Origin of the sequence: Nonlabens sp. (assembly GCF_965660805.1) — a bacterium.
In the GTDB taxonomy this organism is placed as follows: Bacteria; Bacteroidota; Bacteroidia; order Flavobacteriales; family Flavobacteriaceae; genus Nonlabens.
Map to the genome: position 1 here is coordinate 1 of NZ_CBFIBE010000021.1, position 25,938 is coordinate 25,938.

Below are 25,938 nucleotides of genomic sequence, written 5' to 3' on the forward strand. Positions count from 1 at the left end.
CTCCTATTCAAAATATAGGTGCTTATGGTGTAGAGTTAAAAGACACTTTTATTTCCTGTACCGTTATGGAAATAGCCACTGGAAAAGAAAAAACACTCACGCTTGAAGACTGTAAATTTGGGTACAGAGACTCTATTTTTAAGAATGAAGCAAAAGGCAAATATGTCATCACTTCAGTGACTTTTAAACTCACAGACCTCTCAAAAACAGATAATTACCAGCTTAAAACTAGCTATGGCGCTATTTGTGAAGAACTGAAAAACTTAAATCTTGAACCTAGCATAGCAACGGTAGCGCAGGCAGTAATTAACATAAGAAGTAGCAAGTTACCAGATCCTAAAAAATTAGGAAACAGCGGTAGTTTTTTCAAAAATCCAATTATTGAAAAAAGCTATTATGAGGATCTTATAAAAATGCATCCCGACATGCCTCACTATTCCGTAAATGATAGTCAGGTAAAAGTTCCTGCAGGCTGGCTCATCGATCAGTGCGGTTTTAAAGGCACACGTCGTGGAGACGCTGGTGTGCATGATAAACAAGCTCTAGTTCTCGTAAACCATGGTAATGCTAGCGGAGCAGAGATAATAGCACTTGCAAGAGAAATTCAAGAAATGGTTAAAAATCGATACGGTATATCCATAGAGACTGAGGTGAATTTAATTCAGAATTAAGAATTCATCACTTATAATTCTTAAATTTGCAGTATGAAATTAATCTTTATAACTATAGGTTTATTAGCACTAGGTTTTGCAGGAATTGCAATAAAAATCTGGGCAAAAAAAGACGGTAAATTTGCAGGCACCTGTGCCAGTCAGAGTCCTTTCCTTAATAAGGATGGAGAAGCTTGTGGCATGTGCGGTAAATTGCCTGAAGAACAAGACTGTAAGAATCCATCTCTAGAATCTTAATTTATAGATGGAAATAGGTATCGCGTTTATAATCCTAGCGGGTTTTGTGCTTATTAATGTGATCTATTATTTCTTTTTTGCTAAGCTTGCTTTCTATAAAACACCAGCAACTACTCATAGTAAAGAACCGCTCTCTGTAATAGTTTGTTCTAAGAATGAACAAGAAAACTTAGCTGTTTTAGTACCGCTATTACTGGAACAAAACTACCCTAGTTTTGAAATCATTCTTATTAATGATGCTTCTGTAGATAACACTCTAGAAGTCATTGAAAAATTCCAAAAACTAGACCATCGCGTTAAGAAAGTAGACGTTGTGAACAATGAAAGTTTCTGGGGAAACAAAAAATATGGACTTACCTTAGGTATAAAAAAGGCTGTAAACGATCGTTTAATCTTCATAGACGCAGACTGTAAACCAGCCAGCAAAGACTGGCTACAACACATGGCTAGCGGTTTTACAGCAGAAAAAACTATTATTCTAGGTTATGGTGCATATGAAAAAAAGAATCACACCATTCTTAATGCACTCATCAGGTACGAGACTGGAATTACGGCTATTCAGTACATGAGTTATGCGCTGCATGGTAGTCCTTATATGGGTGTAGGTCGCAACTTAGGCTACACAGCACAACAGTTTTATGACGTTAGAGGTTTTATGGACCACATGAAAATAATGGGTGGTGATGATGACTTATTTATCAACCAGGCAGCTACGAATAGAAACACTGCGATAGTCATAGAACCAGATGGTTTTACGAGCAGCATTCCTAAAAACAGTTGGTCTGAATGGTGGACTCAAAAACGACGTCACATCAACACTTCATCACACTATAAACCTAAACATAAATTCCTTCTAGGACTTTTCTACGTCTCTCAGCTAGGCTTTTTCGCAGCTGCGATCATGGGCTTTATACTAGGTTTAAACTGGTTGTATATTCTGGGATTAGTCCTATTTAGATACCTCATTGTATGGATAGTTATAGGGAAAGGATTATCACGCTTTCGCGAAAGCGATATCATACCCTACGCACCGTTTCTAGAAATTCTTTTAGTATTCACACAGCTAGGTCTATTTTTCACTAACGCAGGAAAACAACCTCAACGCTGGAAGTAGTCAGTTTGACACATTTTTAACGACTCAGTTACCACTTGCAATAGCTTTATACCTAAATTTGTAGTATGAATACAGTTAAAGAATCAGTAGCGCCACCTAAACAGGGAAAACCAAAATGGCTGCGCGTTAAACTTCCTGTAGGGAAGAAGTATAAGGAATTACGTGGATTAGTAGATAAGTACGATTTACACACCATATGTACCTCAGGTAGCTGTCCTAACATGGGAGAATGCTGGACTGAAGGTACTGCCACTTTTATGATTCTAGGAAACACCTGTACCCGTTCTTGCGGTTTTTGTGGTGTAAAAACCGGTAGACCAGACGCCATAGACTGGGCAGAGCCTGAAAAAGTAGCACGTTCTATAAAATTAATGGGTATTAAGCACGCAGTAATTACTAGTGTGGATCGTGATGATTTAAAAGACATGGGATCTATTATCTGGAAAGAAACCGTAGCAGCGATACGCCGCATGAATCCAGAGACTACTCTAGAAACACTCATACCAGATTTTCAAGGTAATAAACGCAATATAGATCGTATAGTAGAGGCAAATCCAGAGGTAGTGTCTCATAACATGGAAACCGTAAGACGTCTTACTAGAGAGGTACGTATCCAGGCAAAATATGACACCAGTCTAGAAGTATTACGTTATTTAAAGCAACAAGGTATTAATAGAACTAAGTCAGGAATCATGCTAGGTCTAGGTGAACTTGAAGAAGAAGTCATTCAAACCATGCAAGATTTACGTGATAATAATGTAGATGTAGTTACCATAGGTCAGTATTTACAACCTTCTAAAAAACACTTACCTGTTAAAGAGTTTATCACTCCTGAGCAGTTTAAGAAATATGAAGAGATAGGTCTGGAAATGGGATTCCGCCATGTGGAAAGTGGCGCGTTAGTGAGAAGCTCTTATAAGGCTCATAAGCACATATTGTAAATCTATAATTCTGAATTAATAATTCGGAATTAACAATTCAGAATCAAAAACATGATTAAAGTAGCCATAAACGGTTTTGGACGCATAGGACGCACCTTTTTACGTACCGTTCTTAAGGAACCACAAATAGAAGTAGTAGCGATAAATGACCTTGCTCCTATTCATGTCATGGCTCATTTATTAAAATATGACTCTATTCATGGCACTGTAGAAGATGAAGTTAATCATACAGATCATGCTATTATCATTAATGAGAAATCTATCTATTTTTCACATCATAAAAATCTAGATGATCTCAAATGGAATGATGTAGATGTAGTGATTGAAGCAACAGGAAAGTTCAAGACTAAAACCGATCTTCAAAAACACCTCAACGCAGGCGCAAAAAAAGTTATCTTAAGTGCTCCACCTGTAGATGATGATATTAAAACAGTGGTTCTGGGCGTGAACGACCATATCATTAAAAAAGATGACACTATACTGTCTAACGCTAGTTGCACCACTAATAATGCGGCACCTTTTATAAAAGTTCTCGATCAACTTTGCGGTGTAGAACAAGCATATATCACAACGGTGCACAGCTATACCACAGATCAAAGTTTACATGATCAACCGCATAATGACTTACGTAGAGCTAGAGCAGCAGGACAGTCTATAGTTCCTACTACAACTGGTGCAGCCAAAGCACTTACTAAAATATTTCCACATTTAAGTGATGTCATAGGTGGTTGTGGCATAAGAGTTCCTGTACCTAATGGTAGTCTTACAGACATGACTATTAATGTAAAACGAGACACGAGTATAGAAGAAGTAAACGCCGCATTTCTCGCTTTTGCGCAAGCAAATCCTCAAACCTTTTCCTATACAAAGGTTCCTTTAGTCTCTATAGACATTTCAGGCAGTCCATACTCTTGTATTTTTGATTCAAACATGACATCTGTTATAGGAAAACTAATCAAAGTGATAGGCTGGTATGATAATGAGAGTGGCTACAGTAACAGGCTTAAAGACCTCACTATTTTATTAGGAAACACACTGAAGTAAGTCTTTAAAATTCAAACTCCCATAGCCTATAAATCAGGCTGTGAGTTTATAAATTCCATCCTCATCTCCAGATAATATACATTGGTCAGGTTCCAAGGAGCTAGTCTTTTATAATCTTTTTCTGTTGTGATTATTATTTTGCGCTTTTTGAAAATGTTTATCTCGCTTTCGCGAAAGCGGTGATGATCTCCATACACTAAGTGCTCTACCTTAAATTTTTCTTTTAAGAAACTTATAAAGGGCGCTGGTTTTGCGATTCCTGTTACCGCAGTCACCTCTGAAAAAGCTACCTTATCTAAAGGAAGTTCTTCATAATCATTCTTTAAAGCACTATGGTAGGTTATTTTTGAGAAATGGACGCGCTGATATGATAACGGCGCTATTTTATGTTTAATGGTTTCCATTTCAGCCTTAGAGATATCGACAGGACACTTAGTTACTATAATAGTTTGCGCTCGTTTAACACCAGCACTAGATTCTCTTAAATTTCCTGCCGGTAAGATTAAATCATCATAAAACAGATTTGAATAACTCGTTAATAGAATATAATGACTTGCTTTAACATATCTGTGTTGATAGGCATCATCTAGTAAAATAAGATCCAGAGTATGGGCGGCCATTAATCGCTTAATACCATCTGCTCGCTTTTCACAAACAGCACTTACTATCGTATTGCCAAATTTAGACTTGATCTGTAAAGGCTCATCTCCTACTTCTTGTGCGGTATGTAAGTTATTAAGCTCTATAAAGCCAGTTGTACTGCGACCATATCCACGGCTCAATACAGCGATTTTTTTTCCTTTATGATGATTTATAAGCCACTCGATCATAGGTGTTTTACCGGTTCCACCAGTAGATAAATTACCTACCGCGATAATAGGAATATCAAAAGTCTCTTGCTTTAAAATACCATTATCAAAAGCCCAATTGCGCACTCTCGTAACGACATCATAAACTACTGAAAAAGGAACTAATAATTTTCTTAACGATTCCATGATTCAAAAGTAGGTTAATTTTATCTTTAGCTTTTTAAAATACATCTATGAAAATTAGGGAAGTCATATCACATTTAGAATTACTAGCACCTCTTCATTATGCCGAAGATTTTGATAATACTGGTTTACTTACTGGTAGCAACCAAACTGATGTAAGCGGTATTCTCATCACACTGGACTGTTTAGAAAACGTGGTTGATGAGGCTATAGAAAAAAAATGCAACCTTATCGTTGCTTTTCACCCTATCATTTTTAGTGGTTTAAAGAATTTGCGACCTGATGATTATGTAAAAAAAGCAGTGGTAAAAGCTATAAAAAATGACATCGCCATTTATGCTACACATACAGCGCTGGATAATGCTAAGGATGGAGTTAGTTACAGAATGGCTCAAGAATTAGGATTAGAAAATGTAAAAACATTAATTCCTAAAAAGGGTATTATTAAAAAACTACTGACTTATGTTCCTAGTAAGTCATTTAATCAAGTTCAAGAAACACTATTTAATGCTGGCGCTGGTTCCTTAGGGAACTATTCTGAATGTAGTTTTAGTGTAGATGGAACTGGTACTTTTAAAGGAAATGGGTCTAGTAATCCAGTTATAGGTAATAAAGAGGAACGCACCACAGTTCAGGAAAAATTACTTGCTATAACTTTTTTACCTCATCTGGAATCTCAAATCCTTAAAGCGCTTTATAATTCCCATCCTTATGAAGAGGTTGCTTATGAAATTACCACTTTAAATAATAGCTATGATGATATAGGTATGGGAGCGATAGGAAGCTTGAAAGAGCCGCTAAGCCTCACTGAATTTCTTAAAGTTACTAAAAACACGTTTAAAACAGGTGTTATAAGACACTCAGTTCCTGGATTAAAACAGATAAAAAAAGTCGCCTTATTGGGTGGTTCTGGAGCTTTTGGCATTAAAAAAGCTCAACAATCTGGAGCAGATGCATACCTTACAGCAGATTTAAAATACCATGACTTTTTTCAAGGTGAAAATATTCTGTTGTGTGATGTAGGGCATTATGAAAGTGAACAGTTTACAAAAAACCTTTTACATGAATATCTTAGCAAAAAATTTAGTAATTTTGCAATCCTTTGTGCAAGTGCACAAACAAACCCAGTAAACTATTATTAAACAGATGGCAAAAAAGACTGAGGCTACCGTAGAAGACAAGCTTAGAGAGCTTTACAATCTACAGATAATCGACTCTAGAATAGATGAGATACGCAATGTTCGTGGAGAACTACCTCTTGAGGTTAAGGATCTAGAAGATGAAGTAGAAGGATTAAACACTCGAGTGGTTAAGCTAAGTGCAAAACTTGAAGAACTAAACGATTCTATCAAGGAAAAGAAGAACAACATAGAAGAATCTAAAGCTCTTATAAAGAAATATACAGAGCAGCAGAAGAATGTGCGTAACAACCGTGAATTCAACTCTCTTTCTAAAGAAATAGAATTTCAAGAACTTGAAATGGAGCTTGCTGAAAAGCACATCCGTGAATTTAAGGCTCAAATAGAGCAACAAAACGAAGTAGTTGACGCGAGTAAAGAACGTATGGCTCAACGTGCTGAACATTTAAAGCACAAAAAAGCTGAACTAGCTGAAATCTTAAAAGAGACTGAAAAAGAAGAGCAAGCTCTCATGAAAATGTCTGAAGATCATGCAAAATCAGTAGAACCTAGATTAATTAAAGCTTACACACGCATAAGAACTAGTGTACGTAATGGTCTTGCCGTAGTGCCTATCGAGCGTGGAGCTTCAGGAGGATCTTATTTTACGATCCCACCACAAGTACAAGTAGAAATAGCGAGTCGCAAAAAAATAATTACAGACGAGCACTCAGGAAGAATCCTAGTGGACGCAGCACTTGCAGAAGAACAATTAGAAACTATGGGTAAAGTGTTTGCGAAAATGTAACACTGAACTTAAAACTTATAAGAATCCCTTATCTAACCATAGATAAGGGATTTTTTATTTAACGATGTTTTAATAGACGTACCTACATCTATTAATAACTTTACTCCAAATAGTAAGTTCATGAAATTAATAAGCACATTTTTAATCCTTTTTCTCTCATCAACCTGCCATCAAAAGTTAGATAAAGAAATAGAACAACAAAACATCGTTCCCGTAAAAGTAGTTACACAAGACGGCATGGAAAGGGCTTATTTTGCTAGCGGCTGTTTCTGGTGTGTTGAAGAAATTTACGAAAGCGTTAAAGGAGTAAGTGAGGCTGTTTCAGGTTACAGTGGTGGATCTTCCCTAAACCCTTCATATCGTAACCACGCAGACCATGCAGAAGCAAATGAGGTTATTTACGACCCAAAAATAGTAAGCTTTAAAACGCTAGTTGACGTTTACTTTGCTTCTCAAAACATAGAACAAGTAAATGGTCAAGGACCCGATAACGGTCATTCCTACCGCAGTATTATCTTTTATCAAAATGAAGAACAAAAGAAAATTATTGAAGATAAAATTATGGAATTAACTAAACAAGGGTATGACGTAGCTGCAGAAGTAAAAGCTTTTCAAAAATTTTGGGTTGCCGAAGATTATCATCAAGATTATGCAAAACTCCACCCTAATCAAGGATACATAAAAGCTGTTTCTATACCGAGATGGAGAAAATTTGCTGCAAAAATGCCCGAAGTGATTAAGAAATCAGTTTCGCACTAATACTTATTCAAACTTTTTTTAACCAAACACTTTCTTTTTAGCAAGATTTATCTACATTTACGTTGTTATGATAAAAAATAATAATATCAGAGTTAATAATAATCCTTTACAAACGTAAAGTAGTCTCTGGTATTTTAAAAAATTCAAAAGGTCTACTTCACAGTAGACCTTTTTTCATTTAAAAAATTAAACCATGTGTGGAATAGTAGGGATGTTCAACCTTAAAAAGGATCGTATAGAACAAAGAGAAACAGTATTAGAATTATCTAAAAAATTAAGACATAGAGGACCAGACTGGTCTGGAATTTATTGTGGTGAAAATGCCATACTCGCTCACGAGCGATTAACTATTGTAGATCCACAATCTGGTGGACAACCATTATACAGTCCAGATGGTAACATTATACTAGCTGTAAATGGAGAAATTTATAACCACCAAGAAATACGTGAAAAATATAAAGACTACCCATTCCAAACTAAATCTGACTGCGAGGTGATTCTTGCACTCTATCAGGATAAAGGAGTAAATTTCATGGATGAACTTACTGGAATGTATGGTTTTGCACTATACGACAGTGAAAAAAATGTATTTCTCTGTGCTAGAGATCATCAAGGAATTATTCCTTTATATTATGGAACAGATGAACTAGGGCAATTCTACATCGCAAGCGAACTTAAAGCACTAGAAGGAACCTGTAATGAAATCAATCCTTTCCCACCAGGTCATTACTATTATAGTGAAGGTCAAGAATTCACTAAATGGTATGATAGAGCCTGGAAAGATTATGAAAATGTAAAAGAAAACAGCAGCTCTGTAGAAGATCTTAAAAAAGCTATGGAAGAATCTGTTCATAGACATTTAATGAGTGATGTTCCTTATGGAGTATTACTTTCTGGCGGCTTAGATAGTTCTATAGTAAGTGCTGTAGCAAAAAAATATGCTGCAAAACGTGTAGAAACTGGAGATCATAAAGATGCATGGTGGCCACAATTACACTCATTTGCCATAGGTCTAGAGGGATCACCAGACCTAGCCGCTGCACAAAAAGTTGCTGACCATATAGGAACGGTTCATCACAGTGTTAATTTTACGATTCAAGAAGGACTAGATGCTATTAAAGATGTCGTTTATTTCCTAGAGACTTATGATGTTACTACCATTAGAGCTTCTACTCCTATGTACCTCTTAGCGCGTGTAATTAAATCCATGGGAATTAAAATGGTACTATCTGGAGAAGGTAGTGATGAGATTTTTGGAGGTTATTTATATTTTCACAAAGCTCCTAGTGCTGAGGAGTTCCACAAAGAAACCGTACGTAAACTAGACAGCTTACACCTTTATGATAACTTGAGAGCAAATAAATCACTTGCAGCATGGGGAATAGAAGGACGCGTTCCTTTTCTAGATAAAGAGTTCATAGATGTAGCCATGCAGTTAAATCCGCAGGATAAGATGTGTGGCCATGGAAAGATGGAAAAACATATACTTAGAGAAGCTTTTGAAGATTATTTACCTCATAGCGTAGCCTGGAGGCAAAAAGAACAATTCAGCGATGGTGTAGGTTACAGCTGGATCGATACTTTAAAAGAAGTTGTTAATGAAGTCATAAGTGATGAAATGATGGAAGCCGCTCCTTTCAGATTTAAAATAAATCCGCCACAAAATAAAGAAGAGTATTACTACCGCAGTATTTTCAGCGAGCACTTCCCTAGTGATGCTGCTGCAAACTGTGTTCCTTCCCTAAAATCAGTAGCATGTTCTACTCCAGTAGCTCTAGAATGGGATGAAGCATTTAAGACTATGAACGACCCATCAGGACGCGCAGTAAGTGGCGTGCATGATGAAGGGTATTAAAAAAGTGTAATTAAAAATTCAATTTAGTATTAAAACACAAAACGGGATAAGACCTAGTGAAAGGCTCACAAAGTAAAGAGTTCAATCTACGTAGAGACGTGTGCCTGTATAAAAGCAGAAAAAAAACAATCAGCAGATTTTATGCTGACACTCTAGATTATTTAGGTTTAAGTAGTAATTTTAACCACTCGATAATCATAAAAAACACCTTAAAAAAAGCTATAACAAAAGAACCTAAAACCATAATTGAAATGAAAATTATTTTTAAGAACACCTTTTTACTCATTGCTTTTTTAATAGTAAGCTGTACCTCAAATACAGTTATTTATAAAGCATATAATGATGTTGAAAAAAACAACTTGAAGGTAAGCAATGCGGCAGGTTTTCAAGAAGTAAGAGGAACAAACGTTAAATATTTAACACCATTAGAATTATACAAAACCTATGCTATCTCATATAAAATAGGTGAAACTATAGGATTTAAGGATACATATTATTTAAAAACCATGCTTAAAGATTATAAATCTAAAGATGGTTATGTTAAAGAAGTTACACTGAGATCTTATAATAATAAAGATAGCTTGATGAATGAATTAAGTTTAACTAAGACCATAAAAGACACCATGTTCTCTAGTGTTATTTATAAAGATTTGAGCATAAAGAAGACTGTTAACGGAAAAGAATACTTTTACAAACTCTCTAAAGAAGGTAAATTTATTAGAACTCCATAATGAAACACATACTTCTTATAGATAATTATGACTCATTCACTTTTAACCTCGTCCACTATTTAGAAGACCTAAATGTTAAGGTTACTGTAGTGCGTAATGATAAAATAACACCTCAAGATTGCGAGAAATATAACGCAATAGTTCTTTCTCCAGGCCCAGGAGTTCCAAGTGAAGCTGGAAATTTAATTCCCATTATCGATTACATCAAGGATAAAAAGCCACTATTAGGAATATGTTTAGGCCATCAGGCGATCACAGAAGTTTATGGTGGAAAAATCATAAATCTAGAAAAAGTTTATCATGGTATTTCAACACAAATGACACATTATGGAAACCAAATTTTCAATGAAGTCGATTCTCCATTTAAAGCTGGGCGATACCACTCTTGGGTAGCAGAGAACGATTCATTTCCCAAAGTATTAAAAATAACAGCGACTGATGAAAATGGCCTAATAATGGCTTTTCAACATGAGTCATTACCTATTTATGGCATTCAGTTTCACCCAGAAAGCATCATGACTCCACAGGGTAAAACCATGCTTAAAAACTTTATTAATAGCTTTTAAACTGCACCCTTTTTTCATTGAATTAGTGCGCTAAAACTAAAGGATTTTCTTTAAAATATATTGAAACTGAACTTGCTAAGCGGCATGCCTAGCACTTCAATCCTTCTAGCAATAAATCTGGGAGTTCTAATTTTAGACTTTTAATTTCTGAAGGGCTTTTCCTGGGAATCCAAAGGTAGATGGAACGCAGCGTACTTAGCATGGAGAATAAAATGGTTTCTACACTCATACTTTTAAACTCACCTTGCTGAATTCCATGTTCTAAAATAGCTTTAAAATCGCGCTCGTATTGCTTGCGCAATTTGACGTATTCTTCATAAGGTCTTCCTTCCAGGTGCATCCAGTCGGTATTCATTACGGCCAGCGCATCGGTATGCGATAAGGCTATATTTATGTGTAGATTGATGAGTGATTCCGCTTTCGCGAAAGCGGCATTATCTTCATCCTTAACCATACTCATTCCACCAGTGAATTCATGAGCAATATCTAGAATTAATACAGATAAAATCTCCTGTTTTCCAGAAATATGATTGTATAAACTGGCGGCTTTCATATCCATGGCAGCGGCTAGATCGCGCATAGTTACTGCGCTATAACCACGCTCTTTAAAAAGCTGAGCAGCAGTTTTGAGAATTTGTTTTTTGCGAGTCATACCCTGCAAATATAATAGAAGCAAACCATCTTAAAATTCATTAAAAAACAGTAATGACGATTTAGAATTATTGTTTTTAGACTAGCTTTGAGCTTTATCCTTTTAAAATGCTAGAGAATATAGAAACTAACCCGCTAATCGAGCGATTGCCGCCGCACTTGAAACAATTTATAAAGCCTCAAAACTATGCGCTTTATACCTATCAGGATCAGGCTGTGTGGCGACACGTGATGCGCAAAAATGTAGATTTTTTGAGCACGGTTGCACATGGTTCTTACCTCGCTGGTTTGAAAAAAACAGGTATTTCTATAGATAATATTCCATCTATGTATGGCATGAACCGCATTTTAAAAGAAATAGGCTGGGCAGCCGTTGCAGTAGATGGTTTTATACCACCAGCGGCGTTTATGGAATTTCAGGCTTATAAAATTCTAGTCATCGCTGCAGATATCAGAAAGCTAGAAAATATAGAATACACGCCTGCACCAGATATCATTCACGAAGCCGCTGGACACGCACCAATTATAGCCAGTCCTGATTATGCAGAGTATTTAAGACGTTTTGGCGAGATAGGTAGTAAGGCGATTTCTAGTGCTCATGATCATGAGATGTATGAAGCCGTGCGCAAAATTTCTATCTTAAAAGAAACGCGCAGTGAAAAAGCCAATGTTCAACTAGATCAAGAAATTGCAGCTGCCGAAGCTGAAATAGAACGCCTACAACATAAAAAAGTTGAACCTAGTGAGATGTCTTTAATTAGAAACTTACACTGGTGGACGGTAGAATATGGTCTGGTAGGAACCCTAGAAAACCCTAAACTTTACGGCGCTGGACTGCTTTCTAGTCTCGGAGAAAGTAAAAGCTGTCTAGAACCAGACATAGAAAAAAGAATGTATTCTATAGATGCGGCTTATCAAGATTTTGACATTACACGCAAGCAGCCTCACCTTTATGTAACGCCTAATTTTGCGACCTTAAGTGAAGTTCTAGAAGAGTTTGCAAACACTATGGCCGTGCGTAAAGGTGGACATCGCGGTTTACAAAAACTGATCAATTCTAGGTCATTAGGAACTATAGAGTTAAGTACTGGACTGCAAGTAAGTGGTGTTTTTAAACGCATGATTATAAATGATGATAACGAGGTGGTCTTTTTTGAAACTAAAGGACCTAGTGCACTGGCTTACCGTGAAAAAGAACTCATAGGTCACGGCACAGCGACTCACAAGCAAGGCTTTTTGAGTCCGCTGGGGAAACTAAAGGGAATTAATCTTGCCATAGAAGATATGGGACCTCGCGACTTGCAAGCTTATAATTTTTATGATAACCAGCGCATAGAATTTACTTATGAAAGTGGTATTAAAGTAGAAGGATTGAACATTACTGGACAGCGCAATGTGAACGGTAAACTCATGCTCATTCAGTTTACAGATTGCACAGTTACTTATAAGGATGAAATACTCTTTTCACCAGAAGATGGTGTACTTAATCTTGCGGTAGGTAAAGAAATAGTAAGTGCTTATGCTGGCCCGGCAGACTATTTTAGCTTTGACCTGGTGTATCATGAAAGTAATACCAAAACCATAAAAAGAACCACTTCTAAAAGAGAAACCGCCATTCAAGAACTTTATAAAAAAGTGCGTGATTACCGTGAAGAAGATAAAATCAACAAGCCGTTACTCGAGAAGTTAAAAGCACAAGTTGAACAAGATTATCCTGAGCAGTGGCTACTGGTTGAGGAGATCGAAGAATTAATCGCGTAGTTTCTGAGGGGTTAGTTGTGAGCTGTGAGCTGTGAGTCGTGAGTAGTGAGATGTGAGCAGTGAGTTTTGAGTTATGAGCTGTGAGATATAGAGGTTATTATTTACAAAATAAACTTGAAGGAATCTCGACATTAACCACTGTACCATTTCCCATTGTGCTCGTTAATTTTAAATCACCTTTTAACTGACTAGTTGCTTTTAAAATGGTTTGTATTCCTTTGCCATCTTGAATAGTTTTACGGTCATATCCAGATCCGTTATCGTGAGTAATAAGACTTAACTTTCCGTGTTCTATAGAAGCAATATTGAAAATAAAACCAGGCTGTGCATGCACTACTGCATTATGAATTCCCTCATTTATAATGGTAAGTATCTCTAGAACTTCTAGTGGTTCAAAATGCAGCTGATCTTTCTCCGGAAAATTCATTTTAAAATGGATCTCATTTGAAAAAGTTGTGGCATAATAGTTTTGTAAATCTTTAGTCACCTGCTCGATATCTTTTAAACTAAACCGGTTTTTACTTGCGGCAGCCTGATAGACCTTTGACACGGTTTCTTCCTTTTCAAAGGTTTTTTCTGGTAATTTATGAGTTAGTTGTTCTAAAATAAGATCACGCTGTTGTTGCAATCGCTGCTCTGCTTTTAAAGAGCCTAACCTTCTTTTTTGAAGATCATTTCTATCTCGTTGGGACAGAAAAAAAACAACAATCATTCCTACGATACCACCTATAAAAACGTAACCTAAAATTTCTTGCATACCTCACAACTGATTTTAATACCAATTTATGTTTCTAATGCCGTATTCTTAATTTGAATTATTTTAAAAGCTCTATGATTCGTTCGAGTTCCATGCCACGAGAGCCTTTAATTAACAAGACGGCTTCTTGCTGAGTGTCTATGCTAAATGTGTCTTTAAAAGACTTAAAGCTGTCAAATTTTATAGCATTTTTACTATTTACTTTGGTGAAATTGTCACCTATTAAGTAGGTGGTGTCCAGTGCGAGTTGTTCCGTGAGATCTGCTATATGTTGATGTTCATATGCTGCATAAGTCCCTAGTTCAAACATGTCTCCTAGGATTGCTATCTTTTTGTTTTCGGTTTGTTTATTTAGGTTCTCCAAAGCTACTGCCATGCTACTAGGGTTTGCGTTATAAGCATCTAGAATTATTTTTAGTTGATCTATTTTAATGATTTGTGACCTGTTGTTAGTAGGTTCATAGCTGCTCAGTCCTTTTAAGATTTCTGTGTCTGATAGCTTGAATATTCTCCCTACCGTGGCTGCTAGCAACATGTTGTGGTAATTATAAGCACCAGTTAATCGAGTAGGGATGATCTTATCATGGTGTTTAAGGTGAATGAATGGCTCTGCTTTTTCTAGTAGGTAATCATCATTAGTTATAAGCTGGTTGATCCCTTGGGAGCGTTTTAACTGCTCTGGATCCCAGTGCGCAACTATAGCAGTTTTATGGTGTTTCTTTAGGTTTTCATAAAGTTCACTTTTTCCTATTTTTATATTTTCTGCACTACCGAATCCTTCTAAATGAGCTTTACCGTAATTAGTAATGAGTCCATAATCTGGTAAGGCGATACTAGCGAGCGTTTCTATTTCTTTCATGTGATTAGCTCCCATTTCCACTATTCCTATTTCTGTTGTGGAGTTAAAGCTGAGTAAAGTCAGTGGAACTCCTATGTGATTGTTAAAATTTCCAGCAGTCCCTTTTACTCGATACTTTTGTGATAAGACAGAAAGTATAAGTTCTTTAGTGGTGGTTTTACCGTTGCTTCCTGTTAGAGCTACTATAGAAAGGTTGAGTTGCTTGCGGTGATGCGTCGCTAAGTCTTGAAGCGTTTTTAATACATCTTCTACTACTGTAATATCTGGGTTATTGATAAATTTTAAGTCACTGGAAACTGTATGAGTAGCACCTTTTTCTAGCGCTTGTTCAACATAATTATTACCGTCAAATTGATCTCCAGAAAGGGCAAAAAATAGTTCTCCTGCAACTAATTTTCTTGTGTCTGTTTGAACACCTTTGCTGCTTAGAAATAGACTGTATAGTTTTTCCATAAAATAGGTACATAAAAAAAGCCCTTAAAAATAAGGGCTTCTTTTTTAAATATAAACTTTTGCAATATTAATTGCGAGCTCTTTTAAGTTTCTTAGCCTTAGAGCCTACTCGAGACATTGCACAGCGGAATCCTAAGTCATCCTTTGCCATATCTTGTGGGTAGAATCTACGGTTAGCAGGATCTAGCCAGTAAGCTCTGTCTCTCCATGATCCACCTTTTATTACTCTCACTTCATTATCTATGAGAGTGGTACGTGTGTTCTCTTGATCATACTGTCTGTCTAGAGATCCTAAAGAATCAGCATCTACTCTGTGAATAGGAGAGTCATACATTCTTTGATTTGCCGTTAAGGCTTCGTCATTATCGAAGTATTTAGAAGAACGACGGTCACCATCACGGAAGTCACGGTTATCGCTTCTATCAAAGTTAGTTCTAAGATATGTTTCATTCTCATCTACTTCTACTTGCTGTATTTCTCCAGGTAAGGCACGAGCGATGGTTTTACCATTGCTCAACGTATCATAAACAATAGAGTCTGCTTGAACAATAGCAATCATTCCGTCTGGTCCTATTTTATTTTTAGTATACTGGTTTCCACGGTAATAGTTAAAGTCGTTAAACTCATCATCTACCATAGGTCTATAAACATCGGCTACCCATTCAGAAACGTTTCCTGCCATGTCATAAACTCCAAAGTCGTTAGGCTCGTAGAATTTAACTGGTGCGGTAATATCTGCACCATCATCACTCCATCCAGCGATTCCACCATAGTCTCCATCGCCTTGCTTAAAGTTTGCCATGTGGTCTCCACGAGACTGTCTTTTTCCACTACGTGTATACTGTCCATCCCATGGATATTTTTTTCTTCCGCGGTATGCGTTATATTCTCTTTGAGAAACTTCGGCAAGTGCTGCATATTCCCATTCAGCTTCAGTAGGTAAGCGGTAACCTGGTAAAATGATACCGTCCTTGCGCGTTACATAAAGACCAGAAGCTTCTCCGCTTCCATCACCTTGTTTAGCCGCTTTTTGGGTCTTTCTTTTTTCAAGATTTGCACTTGTCTTACCGCCACGAGTTTTTTCATCATCTCCACCATAGGTTAATGTAGGAGCGTTTAAATAAGTTTCAGTGCTAAATGTAGAACTAGCGTCTTGAGATGCAAGAGCGTCTTTAGAAGTGTACCCTTGTTGATTCAGGATTAATTCGTTCACACGATCAGTTCTCCACTCAGAATATTCTACTGCTTGAATCCATGTCACACCTACTACTGGGTAGTTTTGGTACGCTGGGTGGCGCAAGTAGTTTTTAGTCATTTCTTCGTTAAAACCTAAACGATTTCTCCATACCAGAGTATCTGGAACAGCACCGTTATAGATATTACGATATTCTTCATCTTCTGGAGGGAACACGCCTTTAATCCAGTCGAGCATTTCTAGATACATCGCATTAGTAACCTCGGTTTCATCTATATAGAATGATTGAACGTGTTGTTGATTAGGAGTGTTGTTCCAGTCGTGCATAGGGTCATCTTTTACACGTCCCATGGTAAATGTACCACCTTCTACAAATACTAAACCTGGACCAGTTTCCTGTTCCTTATATTTAGTATTAAGTTCAAAGCCACCGTTTTTACCGGTAACGTCCCATCCTGTTCCTCGAGATGTGCTGGAATAATCGTTCCCACCACCGCCACAGCTCACTAGCGCAAAACCAGCGATTAGTGTAAATACTGCTTTTAATGCAAAGTACTTCTTCATTTTAAGATATTGTTTTGAAAAATGTCTCGCAATATAACAACTTCGGAGAAAACCAAAAGCATAAATTGTTATTATTCACATTACATTTGTCGTTCTTTGTGTTTAAACGACCATTAAGGATGTTTATTTTATGGTCATTCACATTTTTTAGTTTTTATTTTTATACTATTATTAGGTCAGACACGTTATCGATTTGATGAGATTTATTTATTTTTTTATTACTTGTTTTCCTTTTTTATTAATGGCTCAAGGCCAAAAGGAAGTGCTGGACTGGCAAGATGCTAGGCAGGAGAGCATTGGTTCTTATAAAATGACGGTTCCTTTCTTTGAGACTAATTATCATTTTAATGGTCAGCAAATTTGGTTTGTGAAATCTTTTGATGTTTCAAGTCCGGTAAATGAATCTAGTTTGCGTTTAGAGAATGTTCAGACAGAAAATGTTTCAGCGAGCGATCTTAATGATTTAGAGTTAGAAAGTATAGTGAATGGATTGCAGTATAGTTTGAGTAATGCGCTTTCGCGAAAGCGTACTTATGCACAGCTTAAAGTTTCACCTATATATAAGGAAGGTAGCCAGTATAAAAAGGTGATCTCTTTTACTCCGGTTTTTACAAATGCGCCATTTACCGTTTCTCCTAAAATGGCTACTTATGGTAATTCCTTACTTACATCAGGAGAATGGTATAGGTTTAAAGTAGTGAATTCAGGTGTGCATAGAATTACACGCTCTTTTTTAGTAGGCTTAGGGATAGATGTAAATGCTATAGATCCTCGTACTATTAAAATATATGGTAATGGAGGTCCATCATTACCATTAGTTAATAATCAAACTGTGGCTTATGATCCTGCTGAAATAGCGATTAGTGTAAATGGTGAAGCTGATGGTAGTTTTGATAACGGAGATGAGATTTTATTTTATGCTACGGCGGCAAACACTGAGTATGTGCCAGAAAATGATAGCTATATCAATCCTTATACAGATGATTCTTTTTATTATATCACAGTAAGTTCTGGAAATGGTAAACGTATTTTACCTTTTGTGCAGCCTAGTGGTGCTCCTGTAATTACTTATGATTATTTCCATGCGAGACAACATCATGAGGTGGATGAGAGTAATATAGGTCAGATAGGTAGAATCTGGTATGGAGAGCGTTTTGACTTTGAACCAGAGCAAACTTTTGATTTTGATTTTGAAAATGTGCTCTCTACACGTCCTTCTAGAATTAAAGTAGTCACAGGTGGTATATCTGACTTGAGCGCTTCCTTCATGGTAGATGTAAATGGTACTGATGTGGGCTCGATTATTCATAATGGGCTTGCAGGAGTGTCTACCATTGTAGCAAGAAGAGGAGAGCTTGTTAATAACAATCTTAGTATAGTAAACGGTTCAGTAACTGTAAAATTAACCTTTGATAATGGTGGGAATCCTGGCGCCGAAGGTTATTTAGATTACATAGAGTTAGAAGTTCCACAGTCTTTAACTGGAACAGGAAATCAGTTTAGATTTAGAAATACTGATGCCGCAACGCAGGCTGGGATAGGTCGTTTTCAGTTTTCAAATGCTAGTGATGTTACTCAAGTCTGGAATGTGACTGATCCTTATAACGTGACTACGGTGCTAAATAATTCTGGGGATGCTAACTTCTCTTTTGTAGATAATCTGGGAGAAATGAAAGAATATCTAGCGGTAGATGTTAATGATTTTTACACACCGGTGAACGTCTCAAATAAACGTGTAGCAAACCAAAACTTAAAGGGAACTATATTTCTAAACAGCAGCGGCAGTTTTGTAGATATAGATTACCTTATTATAACTCCTGACTTTTTAAAAAGTGAGGCGCAGCGACTGGCAAATTATCACATTACTACCTCAAACTTGAATACTAAAGTAGTGACACTTCAAGAGATTTATAATGAATTTTCTGAAGGTGAACAGGATATAGCTGCAATCAGAAATTTTGTGAAATATGTTTATGATAATGCTTCTTCTCCTGCAAATAGGGTGAAGTATTTAAACATGTTTGGAGATGCAAGCTTTGACTACAAAGATCGTATTGCGATAAGAGAAAATATAGTTCCTTCATTTTTATCTCGAGAAAGTAGCTCGCTAACCTCATCTTTTGTTACTGATGATTTTTTCACGTACATGAATCCTAATGAAGGTAATGTTGCTACTAATAATTTAATGGATCTAGCGGTAGGGAGAATGATAGTTAGTGATCTTCAAGAGGCTCGTGCAATGGTAGATAAGTCCATTAGTTACACCTCACAACCTGCCTTTGCAAGATGGAGAAATGATGTGACTTTAATTGGTGATGATATAGATAATGTCACTACAGATCGTGATCTGCAGACTAATGTTAACGACCTCGCAGATCAAATTGAACTCAATAGGCCTGATTATAATGTGCGTAAAATAATCATGGATAGCTACCAGCAAGTAAGTACAGCTGGTGGTTTTAGATACCCAGATGTAGTGGATGAGGTTAAAAATGCCTTTGAAAGAGGTTCTTTAGTGATCAATTATTTTGGTCATGGAAATGAAGACGGCCTTGCTCAAGAATTTATTGTGACACAATCACTTGTTGAAAATTTAAGAAACCCAGATAATCTTCCTTTATTTATAACAGTAACCTGTGAGTTTACTAGGTATGATAATCCTTTAAGACAGAGTGGTGGTGAAGTGGTGTACCTTAATGAAAATGGTGGTGCTATAGCTTTAGTAGCTACTAATAGATTAATCTTTATATCCACCGGTGTTACCTTAAATAGAACGCTAGATCAGTATTTATTCTCATATAATAATGTAGAGGCTATCTCCATGGCCGAGGCGCTTAGACTTGCTAAAGTAGATCCAGCACTCGCAAATAATTCTACGAGACGTGTCGTCGCCTTTGTGGGCGATCCAGCCTTAAAACTGGCGATTCCTGATCCTAGAGTAGTGCTTACAGCGGTAAATGGAAACCCTATTGCTACAAATACAGATGTGTTGAGAGCATTAGATCCAGTAGTTTTAAGTGGTGAGGTTCAAGATTTACAAGGAAATATTATTCCTAATTATAATGGAGAAGTGTCTGTTACTGTTTTTGATAAAAAAATAGATCGTACCACCTTAGGAAATGATGGTGCTACTGAGAATGGCCAGCTTGTTCTATTAGATTTCCAGCAGCTAGGAGAAGTGCTCTTTAGAGGTCAGGCTACGGTGACTAATGGTGTTTTTGATGTGAACTTTGTCATGCCATTAGATACTCAGGTGCCTTTAGGTAATGGTAGAATTTCTTTTTATGCTAAAAGAGATGGTGTTCAAGAAGATAAAAATGGTTACAATCTAGATATACGTATAGGTGGTGTAAATACTAATGCTCCTGCCGATGATGTAGGCCCAAAAATAGATCTTTACATGAACGATACTAACTTTGTTAATGGAGGAGTTACTGATGAAAATCCTTTTATTCTTGCTTTCTTAAGTGATGATAATGGAATTAATACTTCAAGTGGAATAGGTCATGATATTACCGCAACCATAGATGGTAATGATGTAGATCCATTTATTCTTAACGATTATTATGAGGCCGATGTTGATAATTTTGCACGAGGGCAAGTATATTTCCCGTTGAGAGATATCGAGCCAGGCTTACATACTTTAAAGTTAAAAGCATGGGATACTTATAATAACTCTGCTGAGCAAGAAATTCAGTTTGTAGTGGCTGAGAATGATGATATCAAACTAGAACGAGTGTTAAACTATCCTAATCCGTTTACGACCTATACAGAATTTTGGTTCAATCATAATAGACCTTTTGAGCCACTTGATGTTCAAGTGCAAGTCATGACCATTTCAGGTAAAGTAGTATGGAGTAAAAATCAATCTGTGACTACGACTGGTTTTACCTCTAGAGAAATCACTTGGGATGGGACAGATGATTTTGGGCAGCGATTAGGTAAAGGTGTTTATGTATATAAGATTACCGTAAAATCTACGTTATCTAACCAGCAAACCAGTAAGATTGAAAAACTGGTCATATTATAAATCATAGGATTAACATATATTTGCCTCAGTATAAAATACATTAATGAAAAAAATAACTTTAGTTTTAATCGCAGTAATTCTTGCGATACCTAGTATAGTCAGTGCGCAAGACTCAAGAACGATAACAACAGCGTTACCTTTTTTAAGAATAGCCGGAGATGCAAGAGCGGCTGGATTAGGTGATATGGGTGTAGCTACCAGTGCTGATGGCTGGTCGCAACAATGGAATCCTGCAAAATATGCTTTTCTAAAAAGACAGCAACAGTTTGGTTTATCCTACACGCCTTACCTTCAGGGATTAGTTAATGATATAGGAGTAGCGCAGCTAGCTTATGCAAATCGTCGTAATGAGAAGAGTGCTTTTGCGGCTAGTTTGAGATACTTCAGTTTAGGGTTAGTAACGTTAAGACAAACTGCCGAAGATCCTGGTAGAGATGAAAAGCCTAATGAATTTGTCCTAGATGCTACCTACTCATTAAAACTTTCAGAAGAGTTTGCCATGGCAGTAACAGGTCGTTTTTTAAGAAGTGATTTGAGGCTTCAAGAAACTGCACCAGATGCCAGTGCAGCAAATAGCTTTGGTGTAGATGTTTCAGGATTTTATCAATCTGAAGAAAAAATTTATAACGATTTTAATGGACGCTGGAGAGGTGGGTTTAATATCTCAAACATAGGTCCTAAAGTAAGTTATGATACTGGTGGTAGAGAAAATTTTATTCCTACTAATCTCGCTCTAGGTGCCGGTTTTGATTTTATTCTTAATGATGGTTTTAGTAAAATAGCCGTAACCACTGAGATTAATAAATTATTAGTCCCTACACCACCTATAAGAGATCTGGGTGATGCCGATATGGACGGTGATAGACAGGAGATATTAGAAGGTCAGGAAGATGATGTAACTTTCATAAACGGTATTTTTCAATCCTTTGGTGATGCACCAGGAGGATTTAGTGAAGAAATTAGAGAATTTACATGGGCCTTAAGTGCTGAGTATATTTATGATGATAGTTTTGCCTTAAGAACAGGTTATTTTAATGAAGCGCCAGACAAGGGTGGACGTCAGTTTTTAGCTTTAGGGGCTGGATTTGAATTTTCATCTGTAGATATAGATTTATCTTATCTATTTTCAACCAGCCGTGTAAGAAGTCCGTTAGAAGGAACTTTAAGATTTAGTTTGACTTTCAACTTTGGAGAAGAGTACATCGAGTACTAGAGCTATTGAAAAAAATAGAAATACATACCACGCTTGAAGCTTATGACGATCTGTCTGAGCTAGATCACAGTATCCAGTCTTTGATGCAGCAATCTATTATAGCGCGTCATAACGCTTATGCACCGTATTCAAAATTCACGGTAGGTTGTGCTATTTTGTTAGAAAATGGTGAAATAATTACTGGAAACAATCAAGAAAATGCCGCATACCCATCTGGTTTATGTGCTGAGCGTGTGGCTATCTATGCCGCAGGAGCTCAGTTCCCAGGAGTGGCGATTAAAATGATGGCACTTACCGCAAGTCCAGTAGATAATTCACTTACCATACCAGTGCCGCCATGTGGTGCATGCAGGCAGGCCATTGCAGAGTATGAAAATCGTCAGAATAGTCCTATTCCTATTTATTTTATGGGAGCATCAGGTACGGTTGTGAAGTCTAATTCTTTACAAGATTTACTACCGCTTATCTTTGATAAAAGCTATCTATAACGTTTTCGGATATTTTTAACCCTATAATAGGTTTATCATTACCCTTTTTTGATCTATTTTTGCTTTAAGCTATGAAAGTTAAATGGTACTATTGTGGTATCTATTTCGCTTTCGCGAAAGCATACTTAAAACAACCACTTAAATGAAAAAAGTCACTAAAGACGTACTCCTCAACTGGTATGAGGAGATGCTTTTCTGGAGAAAGTTTGAAGATAAACTTGCACAAGTTTATATACAACAAAAGGTTCGTGGATTCTTGCACCTTTATAATGGTCAGGAAGCAATTCTTGCAGGAGCACTGCATGCTATGGATCTAACCAAGGATAAAATGATTACCGCTTACCGTAATCACGTACAGCCTATAGGAATGGGTGTGGATCCTAAAAAAGTTATGGCAGAGCTTTATGGAAAAGCAACCGGAACCTCGCAAGGACTAGGTGGTTCTATGCATATTTTTTCAAAAGAACATCGTTTTTATGGTGGTCACGGGATCGTAGGAGGGCAAATTCCTCTAGGTGCTGGAATCGCTTTTGGAGATAAATATCATGATGTAGACGCGGTAACACTAACGTTTTTTGGTGATGGAGCAGCACGTCAAGGGTCGCTGCATGAAACTTTTAACCTAGCCATGCTATGGAATCTGCCAGTTGTGTTCTGTGTAGAAAATAATGGTTATGCTATGGGAACTAGTGTAGAGAGAACGGCAAACCATACTGATATCTGGAAACTAGGTTTAGGTTATGAAATGCCTTGTGGTCCTGTAGATGCTATGGATCCAGAAAAAGTGGCCGAGGCTATGCACGAAGCTATAGAAAGAGCTCGTTCTGGTGGAGGACCGACTTTCTTAGAATTAAAAACATATAGATATAGAGGTCACTCTATGAGTGATGCGCAACATTATCGTACTAAAGATGAGGTGGCAGAATATCAAAAAATAGATCCTATTACTCAAGTCAAAGATCGTTTAATGAAAGAACACGGTTTGAGTGAAGAAGATATTAAGGAGATGGATAAAAGAGTGAAATCTCGTGTTGCAGAATGTGAGAAATTTGCTGAAGATTCTCCATTCCCAGAAAAGAGCGTGATGTATGACGCTGTATATGAGCAAGAAGATTATCCATTTTTACCAGCAAAATCATAATTCATGGCAGAAATTGTAAACATGCCACGATTGAGCGACACCATGGAAGAAGGTGTAGTTGCAGCGTGGTTGAAAAAAGTAGGAGATAAGATTGAAGAAGGAGATATCCTTGCAGAAATTGAAACCGATAAAGCGACCATGGAATTTGAATCTTTCCAGAGTGGAACTTTATTACACATAGGTGTTCAAGAAGGTGAAACAGCGCCCGTAGACCAGTTGCTATGTATCATCGGTGAAGAAGGAGAAGATGTTTCAGGATTGTTAAATGGTAATGCTGTTTCAGAATCTAAAGCAGAGGTTAAAGAAGAACCTACCTCTGATTCAGGTTCAAATTCTGAACTTCCAGAAGGAGTGATCATAGTAACCATGCCACGTTTAAGTGACACCATGGAAGAAGGAACCGTTGCCTCATGGTTAAAAGCCGAAGGCGATATGGTAGAAGAAGGCGATATCCTCGCAGAAATCGAGACCGATAAAGCTACCATGGAATTTGAATCTTTTAATTCTGGTACCTTATTAAAAATAGGAATCCAAGAAGGAGAAACGGCTAAGGTTGATGCTTTATTAGCAATCATAGGTCCCGCAGGAACTGATGTCTCTGGAATAGATACAAGTGCAAATTCAAGCGCGCCAGCTCCAAAAAAAGAACAGAAGAAAGAAGAAGCTCCTGCTGTCAGTTCAAGCGCAGTCCAGACCTCAACTCCAAAATCTAATTCAACTTCAGATTCGAATGCGAATTCAAGCTCGAGTTCAAGTTCTAACGGAGGAAGAATTTTTGCTTCACCACTTGCTAAGAAAATGGCAGCAGATAAGGGAATAGATCTAGGTCAAGTTTCTGGTTCTGGTGAGAATGGTCGTATAGTAAAAAGTGATATAGAAAACTTTAAACCGAGTGCGACTGGAAGTACAGCGGCGAGTACATTTGTGGCGGTAGGAACAGAAACTTTTGAAGAAGTTCCTAATTCTCAAATGCGCAAGACCATAGCAAAGCGTCTAGGAGAATCTAAGTTTACAGCACCACATTATTATCTAGGGTTGGACTTAGATATGGATAATGCGATTGCGAGCAGAAAGGCGATTAATGAATTGCCAGATACTAAGATCAGCTTTAATGATATGGTTATTAAAGCGGCAGCAATGGCGTTGAGATTGCATCCTAAAGTAAATACACAATGGACTGATAAAAATACTATTATCGCAAAGCATATTCATGTAGGAGTTGCGGTAGCAGTAGATGATGGTCTTTTAGTTCCCGTATTACCGTTTGCAGACCAAATGAGCTTGCAACAAATAGGTGCTAAAGTGAGAGAACTGGCTGGTAAAGCCCGTAACAAAAAGTTACAACCAGATGAGATGCAGGGAAGTACTTTTACTATTTCTAACTTAGGAATGTTTGGAATCACTGAGTTTACATCGATCATCAATCAACCTAATAGTGCGATTATGTCTGTAGGAGCGATTGTTCAAAAACCAGTCGTTAAAGATGGACAGATCGTGGTAGGAAATGTGATGAAGATTACACTAGCATGTGACCATAGAACAGTAGATGGTGCCACAGGTGCTGCCTTCTTACAAACGTTCAAGTCTTATATTGAGAACCCAATTGTGATGTACGTATAACATCCGTTTGAATAGTTTTTATAGCCGGATCGCAAGATTCGGCTTTTTTGTTGTTATACCAATTTGTATTTATAATGTATTTAATACAAACTATTTATTAGGGCTTTATAAATTCAATTTGGTATTATTTTGCGCTTGATGCGCAAGCTGCATGTGATGGAACACAACGCTTATTTCCTTTTATTTATAACGACTAAAGTCAGACTTTTGAGCTGGTAAATTCAATAAGTTTTGTAGAACTATATTGGTTATAACGATCCCTCATTCACCGATTTCATTTCTTTTAACTCACAAACTCACAAACTCACAAACTCACAAACTCACAAACTCACAAACTCACAAACTCACAAACTCACAAACTCACAAACTC

22 protein-coding genes are annotated in these 25,938 nt (G+C 37.0%); 17 read left to right on the forward strand and 5 right to left on the reverse strand.

Annotated features, from left to right (window positions below):
* The 5 genes from murB to gap all read left to right on the forward strand — a co-directional run.
* The coding region (murB, locus tag ACTF48_RS06745) for a UDP-N-acetylmuramate dehydrogenase (RefSeq protein WP_438962388.1) at positions 1-671 on the forward strand (671 nt) is incomplete at its 5' end.
* Positions 672-704: 33 nt separating this feature from the next.
* Complete coding sequence (locus ACTF48_RS06750; RefSeq protein WP_438962389.1) at positions 705-908, forward strand: membrane or secreted protein; 204 nt, start codon at positions 705-707, stop codon at positions 906-908.
* Between the two features lie 7 nt (positions 909-915).
* Positions 916-2,022: a glycosyltransferase gene (locus ACTF48_RS06755; RefSeq protein WP_438962390.1), complete on the forward strand. Its 1,107-nt coding sequence runs from the start codon at positions 916-918 to the stop codon at positions 2,020-2,022.
* Between the two features lie 65 nt (positions 2,023-2,087).
* Positions 2,088-2,963 (forward strand): lipoyl synthase, encoded by an 876-nt coding sequence (gene lipA / locus ACTF48_RS06760; protein ID WP_438962391.1) that lies wholly within the window; start codon positions 2,088-2,090, stop codon positions 2,961-2,963.
* Between the two features lie 51 nt (positions 2,964-3,014).
* Positions 3,015-4,007 (forward strand): type I glyceraldehyde-3-phosphate dehydrogenase, encoded by a 993-nt coding sequence (gap, locus tag ACTF48_RS06765; protein WP_438962392.1) that lies wholly within the window; start codon positions 3,015-3,017, stop codon positions 4,005-4,007.
* A 26-nt stretch (positions 4,008-4,033) separates the two neighbouring features.
* On the opposite strand, the gene lpxK is transcribed toward gap, so the two are convergent.
* On the reverse strand, positions 4,034-5,002 hold the full coding sequence (gene lpxK / locus ACTF48_RS06770) for a tetraacyldisaccharide 4'-kinase (protein WP_438962393.1): 969 nt from the start codon (positions 5,000-5,002) through the stop codon (positions 4,034-4,036).
* Positions 5,003-5,049: 47 nt separating this feature from the next.
* Between lpxK and ACTF48_RS06775 the strand changes: the two genes are divergently transcribed.
* From ACTF48_RS06775 to ACTF48_RS06800, 6 genes are all read left to right on the forward strand, one after another.
* Positions 5,050-6,141 carry a Nif3-like dinuclear metal center hexameric protein gene (locus tag ACTF48_RS06775; RefSeq protein WP_438962394.1) on the forward strand — a complete coding sequence of 364 codons (1,092 nt, stop codon included), beginning with the start codon at positions 5,050-5,052 and terminating at the stop codon, positions 6,139-6,141.
* Positions 6,142-6,145: 4 nt separating this feature from the next.
* A complete protein-coding gene (locus tag ACTF48_RS06780; RefSeq protein WP_438962395.1) occupies positions 6,146-6,925 on the forward strand; it encodes a zinc ribbon domain-containing protein in 780 nt (259 codons plus the stop codon).
* A 120-nt stretch (positions 6,926-7,045) separates the two neighbouring features.
* The gene (gene msrA / locus ACTF48_RS06785; protein ID WP_438962396.1) at positions 7,046-7,684 is read left to right on the forward strand and encodes a peptide-methionine (S)-S-oxide reductase MsrA; all 639 of its coding nucleotides are present in this window, start codon (positions 7,046-7,048) and stop codon (positions 7,682-7,684) included.
* 193 nt (positions 7,685-7,877) lie between these two features.
* Positions 7,878-9,539, forward strand: coding sequence for an asparagine synthase B (asnB, locus tag ACTF48_RS06790; protein WP_438962397.1), 1,662 nt, complete (start codon positions 7,878-7,880; stop codon positions 9,537-9,539).
* A 251-nt stretch (positions 9,540-9,790) separates the two neighbouring features.
* Positions 9,791-10,270, forward strand: coding sequence for a hypothetical protein (locus tag ACTF48_RS06795; RefSeq protein ID WP_438962398.1), 480 nt, complete (start codon positions 9,791-9,793; stop codon positions 10,268-10,270).
* Positions 10,270-10,836, forward strand: coding sequence for an anthranilate synthase component II (locus tag ACTF48_RS06800; protein WP_438962399.1), 567 nt, complete (start codon positions 10,270-10,272; stop codon positions 10,834-10,836). Before ACTF48_RS06795 ends, ACTF48_RS06800 begins: the two co-directional genes overlap by 1 nt.
* Positions 10,837-10,924: 88 nt before the next feature.
* Here the strand turns inward: ACTF48_RS06800 and ACTF48_RS06805 are convergent, their stop codons facing one another.
* On the reverse strand, positions 10,925-11,488 hold the full coding sequence (locus ACTF48_RS06805; protein WP_438962400.1) for a TetR/AcrR family transcriptional regulator: 564 nt from the start codon (positions 11,486-11,488) through the stop codon (positions 10,925-10,927).
* Positions 11,489-11,595: 107 nt separating this feature from the next.
* Between ACTF48_RS06805 and ACTF48_RS06810 the strand changes: the two genes are divergently transcribed.
* Positions 11,596-13,248 carry an aromatic amino acid hydroxylase gene (locus tag ACTF48_RS06810; protein ID WP_438962401.1) on the forward strand — a complete coding sequence of 551 codons (1,653 nt, stop codon included), beginning with the start codon at positions 11,596-11,598 and terminating at the stop codon, positions 13,246-13,248.
* A 97-nt stretch (positions 13,249-13,345) separates the two neighbouring features.
* On the opposite strand, the gene ACTF48_RS06815 is transcribed toward ACTF48_RS06810, so the two are convergent.
* The 3 genes from ACTF48_RS06815 to gldJ form a co-directional block, all read right to left on the reverse strand.
* On the reverse strand, positions 13,346-14,005 hold the full coding sequence (locus ACTF48_RS06815) for a histidine kinase (RefSeq protein ID WP_438962402.1): 660 nt from the start codon (positions 14,003-14,005) through the stop codon (positions 13,346-13,348).
* A 58-nt stretch (positions 14,006-14,063) separates the two neighbouring features.
* Complete coding sequence (locus ACTF48_RS06820) at positions 14,064-15,317, reverse strand: UDP-N-acetylmuramoyl-tripeptide--D-alanyl-D-alanine ligase (RefSeq protein WP_438962403.1); 1,254 nt, start codon at positions 15,315-15,317, stop codon at positions 14,064-14,066.
* Between the two features lie 67 nt (positions 15,318-15,384).
* Entirely contained in the window at positions 15,385-17,076 is a 1,692-nt protein-coding gene (gldJ, locus tag ACTF48_RS06825) for a gliding motility lipoprotein GldJ (protein WP_438962404.1), read from the reverse strand.
* 241 nt (positions 17,077-17,317) lie between these two features.
* On the opposite strand from gldJ, the gene porU reads away from it, so the two are divergent.
* The 5 genes from porU (at position 17,318) to ACTF48_RS06850 (ending at position 25,568) form a co-directional block, all read left to right on the forward strand.
* Entirely contained in the window at positions 17,318-21,106 is a 3,789-nt protein-coding gene (porU, locus tag ACTF48_RS06830) for a type IX secretion system sortase PorU (RefSeq protein WP_438962405.1), read from the forward strand.
* Between the two features lie 43 nt (positions 21,107-21,149).
* Entirely contained in the window at positions 21,150-22,319 is a 1,170-nt protein-coding gene (gene porV, locus ACTF48_RS06835) for a type IX secretion system outer membrane channel protein PorV (protein WP_438962406.1), read from the forward strand.
* 5 nt (positions 22,320-22,324) lie between these two features.
* Positions 22,325-22,807, forward strand: a complete 483-nt coding sequence (cdd, locus tag ACTF48_RS06840) for a cytidine deaminase (RefSeq protein WP_438962407.1) — start codon at positions 22,325-22,327, stop codon at positions 22,805-22,807.
* 142 nt (positions 22,808-22,949) lie between these two features.
* Positions 22,950-23,948 carry a pyruvate dehydrogenase (acetyl-transferring) E1 component subunit alpha gene (gene pdhA, locus ACTF48_RS06845; protein ID WP_438962408.1) on the forward strand — a complete coding sequence of 333 codons (999 nt, stop codon included), beginning with the start codon at positions 22,950-22,952 and terminating at the stop codon, positions 23,946-23,948.
* Between the two features lie 3 nt (positions 23,949-23,951).
* A complete protein-coding gene (locus ACTF48_RS06850; RefSeq protein WP_438962409.1) occupies positions 23,952-25,568 on the forward strand; it encodes a pyruvate dehydrogenase complex dihydrolipoamide acetyltransferase in 1,617 nt (538 codons plus the stop codon).
* Positions 25,569-25,938: the final 370 nt, after the last annotated feature.

Coding starts and splice junctions, on each gene's coding strand:
- ACTF48_RS06750 (WP_438962389.1), top strand. CDS start 705: ATGAAATTAATCTTTATAACTATAGGTTTATTAGCACTAGGTTTTGCA.
- ACTF48_RS06755 (WP_438962390.1), top strand. CDS start 916: ATGGAAATAGGTATCGCGTTTATAATCCTAGCGGGTTTTGTGCTTATT.
- lipA (WP_438962391.1), top strand. CDS start 2,088: ATGAATACAGTTAAAGAATCAGTAGCGCCACCTAAACAGGGAAAACCA.
- gap (WP_438962392.1), top strand. CDS start 3,015: ATGATTAAAGTAGCCATAAACGGTTTTGGACGCATAGGACGCACCTTT.
- lpxK (WP_438962393.1), bottom strand. CDS start 5,002: ATGGAATCGTTAAGAAAATTATTAGTTCCTTTTTCAGTAGTTTATGAT.
- ACTF48_RS06775 (WP_438962394.1), top strand. CDS start 5,050: ATGAAAATTAGGGAAGTCATATCACATTTAGAATTACTAGCACCTCTT.
- ACTF48_RS06780 (WP_438962395.1), top strand. CDS start 6,146: ATGGCAAAAAAGACTGAGGCTACCGTAGAAGACAAGCTTAGAGAGCTT.
- msrA (WP_438962396.1), top strand. CDS start 7,046: ATGAAATTAATAAGCACATTTTTAATCCTTTTTCTCTCATCAACCTGC.
- asnB (WP_438962397.1), top strand. CDS start 7,878: ATGTGTGGAATAGTAGGGATGTTCAACCTTAAAAAGGATCGTATAGAA.
- ACTF48_RS06795 (WP_438962398.1), top strand. CDS start 9,791: ATGAAAATTATTTTTAAGAACACCTTTTTACTCATTGCTTTTTTAATA.
- ACTF48_RS06800 (WP_438962399.1), top strand. CDS start 10,270: ATGAAACACATACTTCTTATAGATAATTATGACTCATTCACTTTTAAC.
- ACTF48_RS06805 (WP_438962400.1), bottom strand. CDS start 11,488: ATGACTCGCAAAAAACAAATTCTCAAAACTGCTGCTCAGCTTTTTAAA.
- ACTF48_RS06810 (WP_438962401.1), top strand. CDS start 11,596: ATGCTAGAGAATATAGAAACTAACCCGCTAATCGAGCGATTGCCGCCG.
- ACTF48_RS06815 (WP_438962402.1), bottom strand. CDS start 14,005: ATGCAAGAAATTTTAGGTTACGTTTTTATAGGTGGTATCGTAGGAATG.
- ACTF48_RS06820 (WP_438962403.1), bottom strand. CDS start 15,317: ATGGAAAAACTATACAGTCTATTTCTAAGCAGCAAAGGTGTTCAAACA.
- gldJ (WP_438962404.1), bottom strand. CDS start 17,076: ATGAAGAAGTACTTTGCATTAAAAGCAGTATTTACACTAATCGCTGGT.
- porU (WP_438962405.1), top strand. CDS start 17,318: ATGGCTCAAGGCCAAAAGGAAGTGCTGGACTGGCAAGATGCTAGGCAG.
- porV (WP_438962406.1), top strand. CDS start 21,150: ATGAAAAAAATAACTTTAGTTTTAATCGCAGTAATTCTTGCGATACCT.
- pdhA (WP_438962408.1), top strand. CDS start 22,950: ATGAAAAAAGTCACTAAAGACGTACTCCTCAACTGGTATGAGGAGATG.
- ACTF48_RS06850 (WP_438962409.1), top strand. CDS start 23,952: ATGGCAGAAATTGTAAACATGCCACGATTGAGCGACACCATGGAAGAA.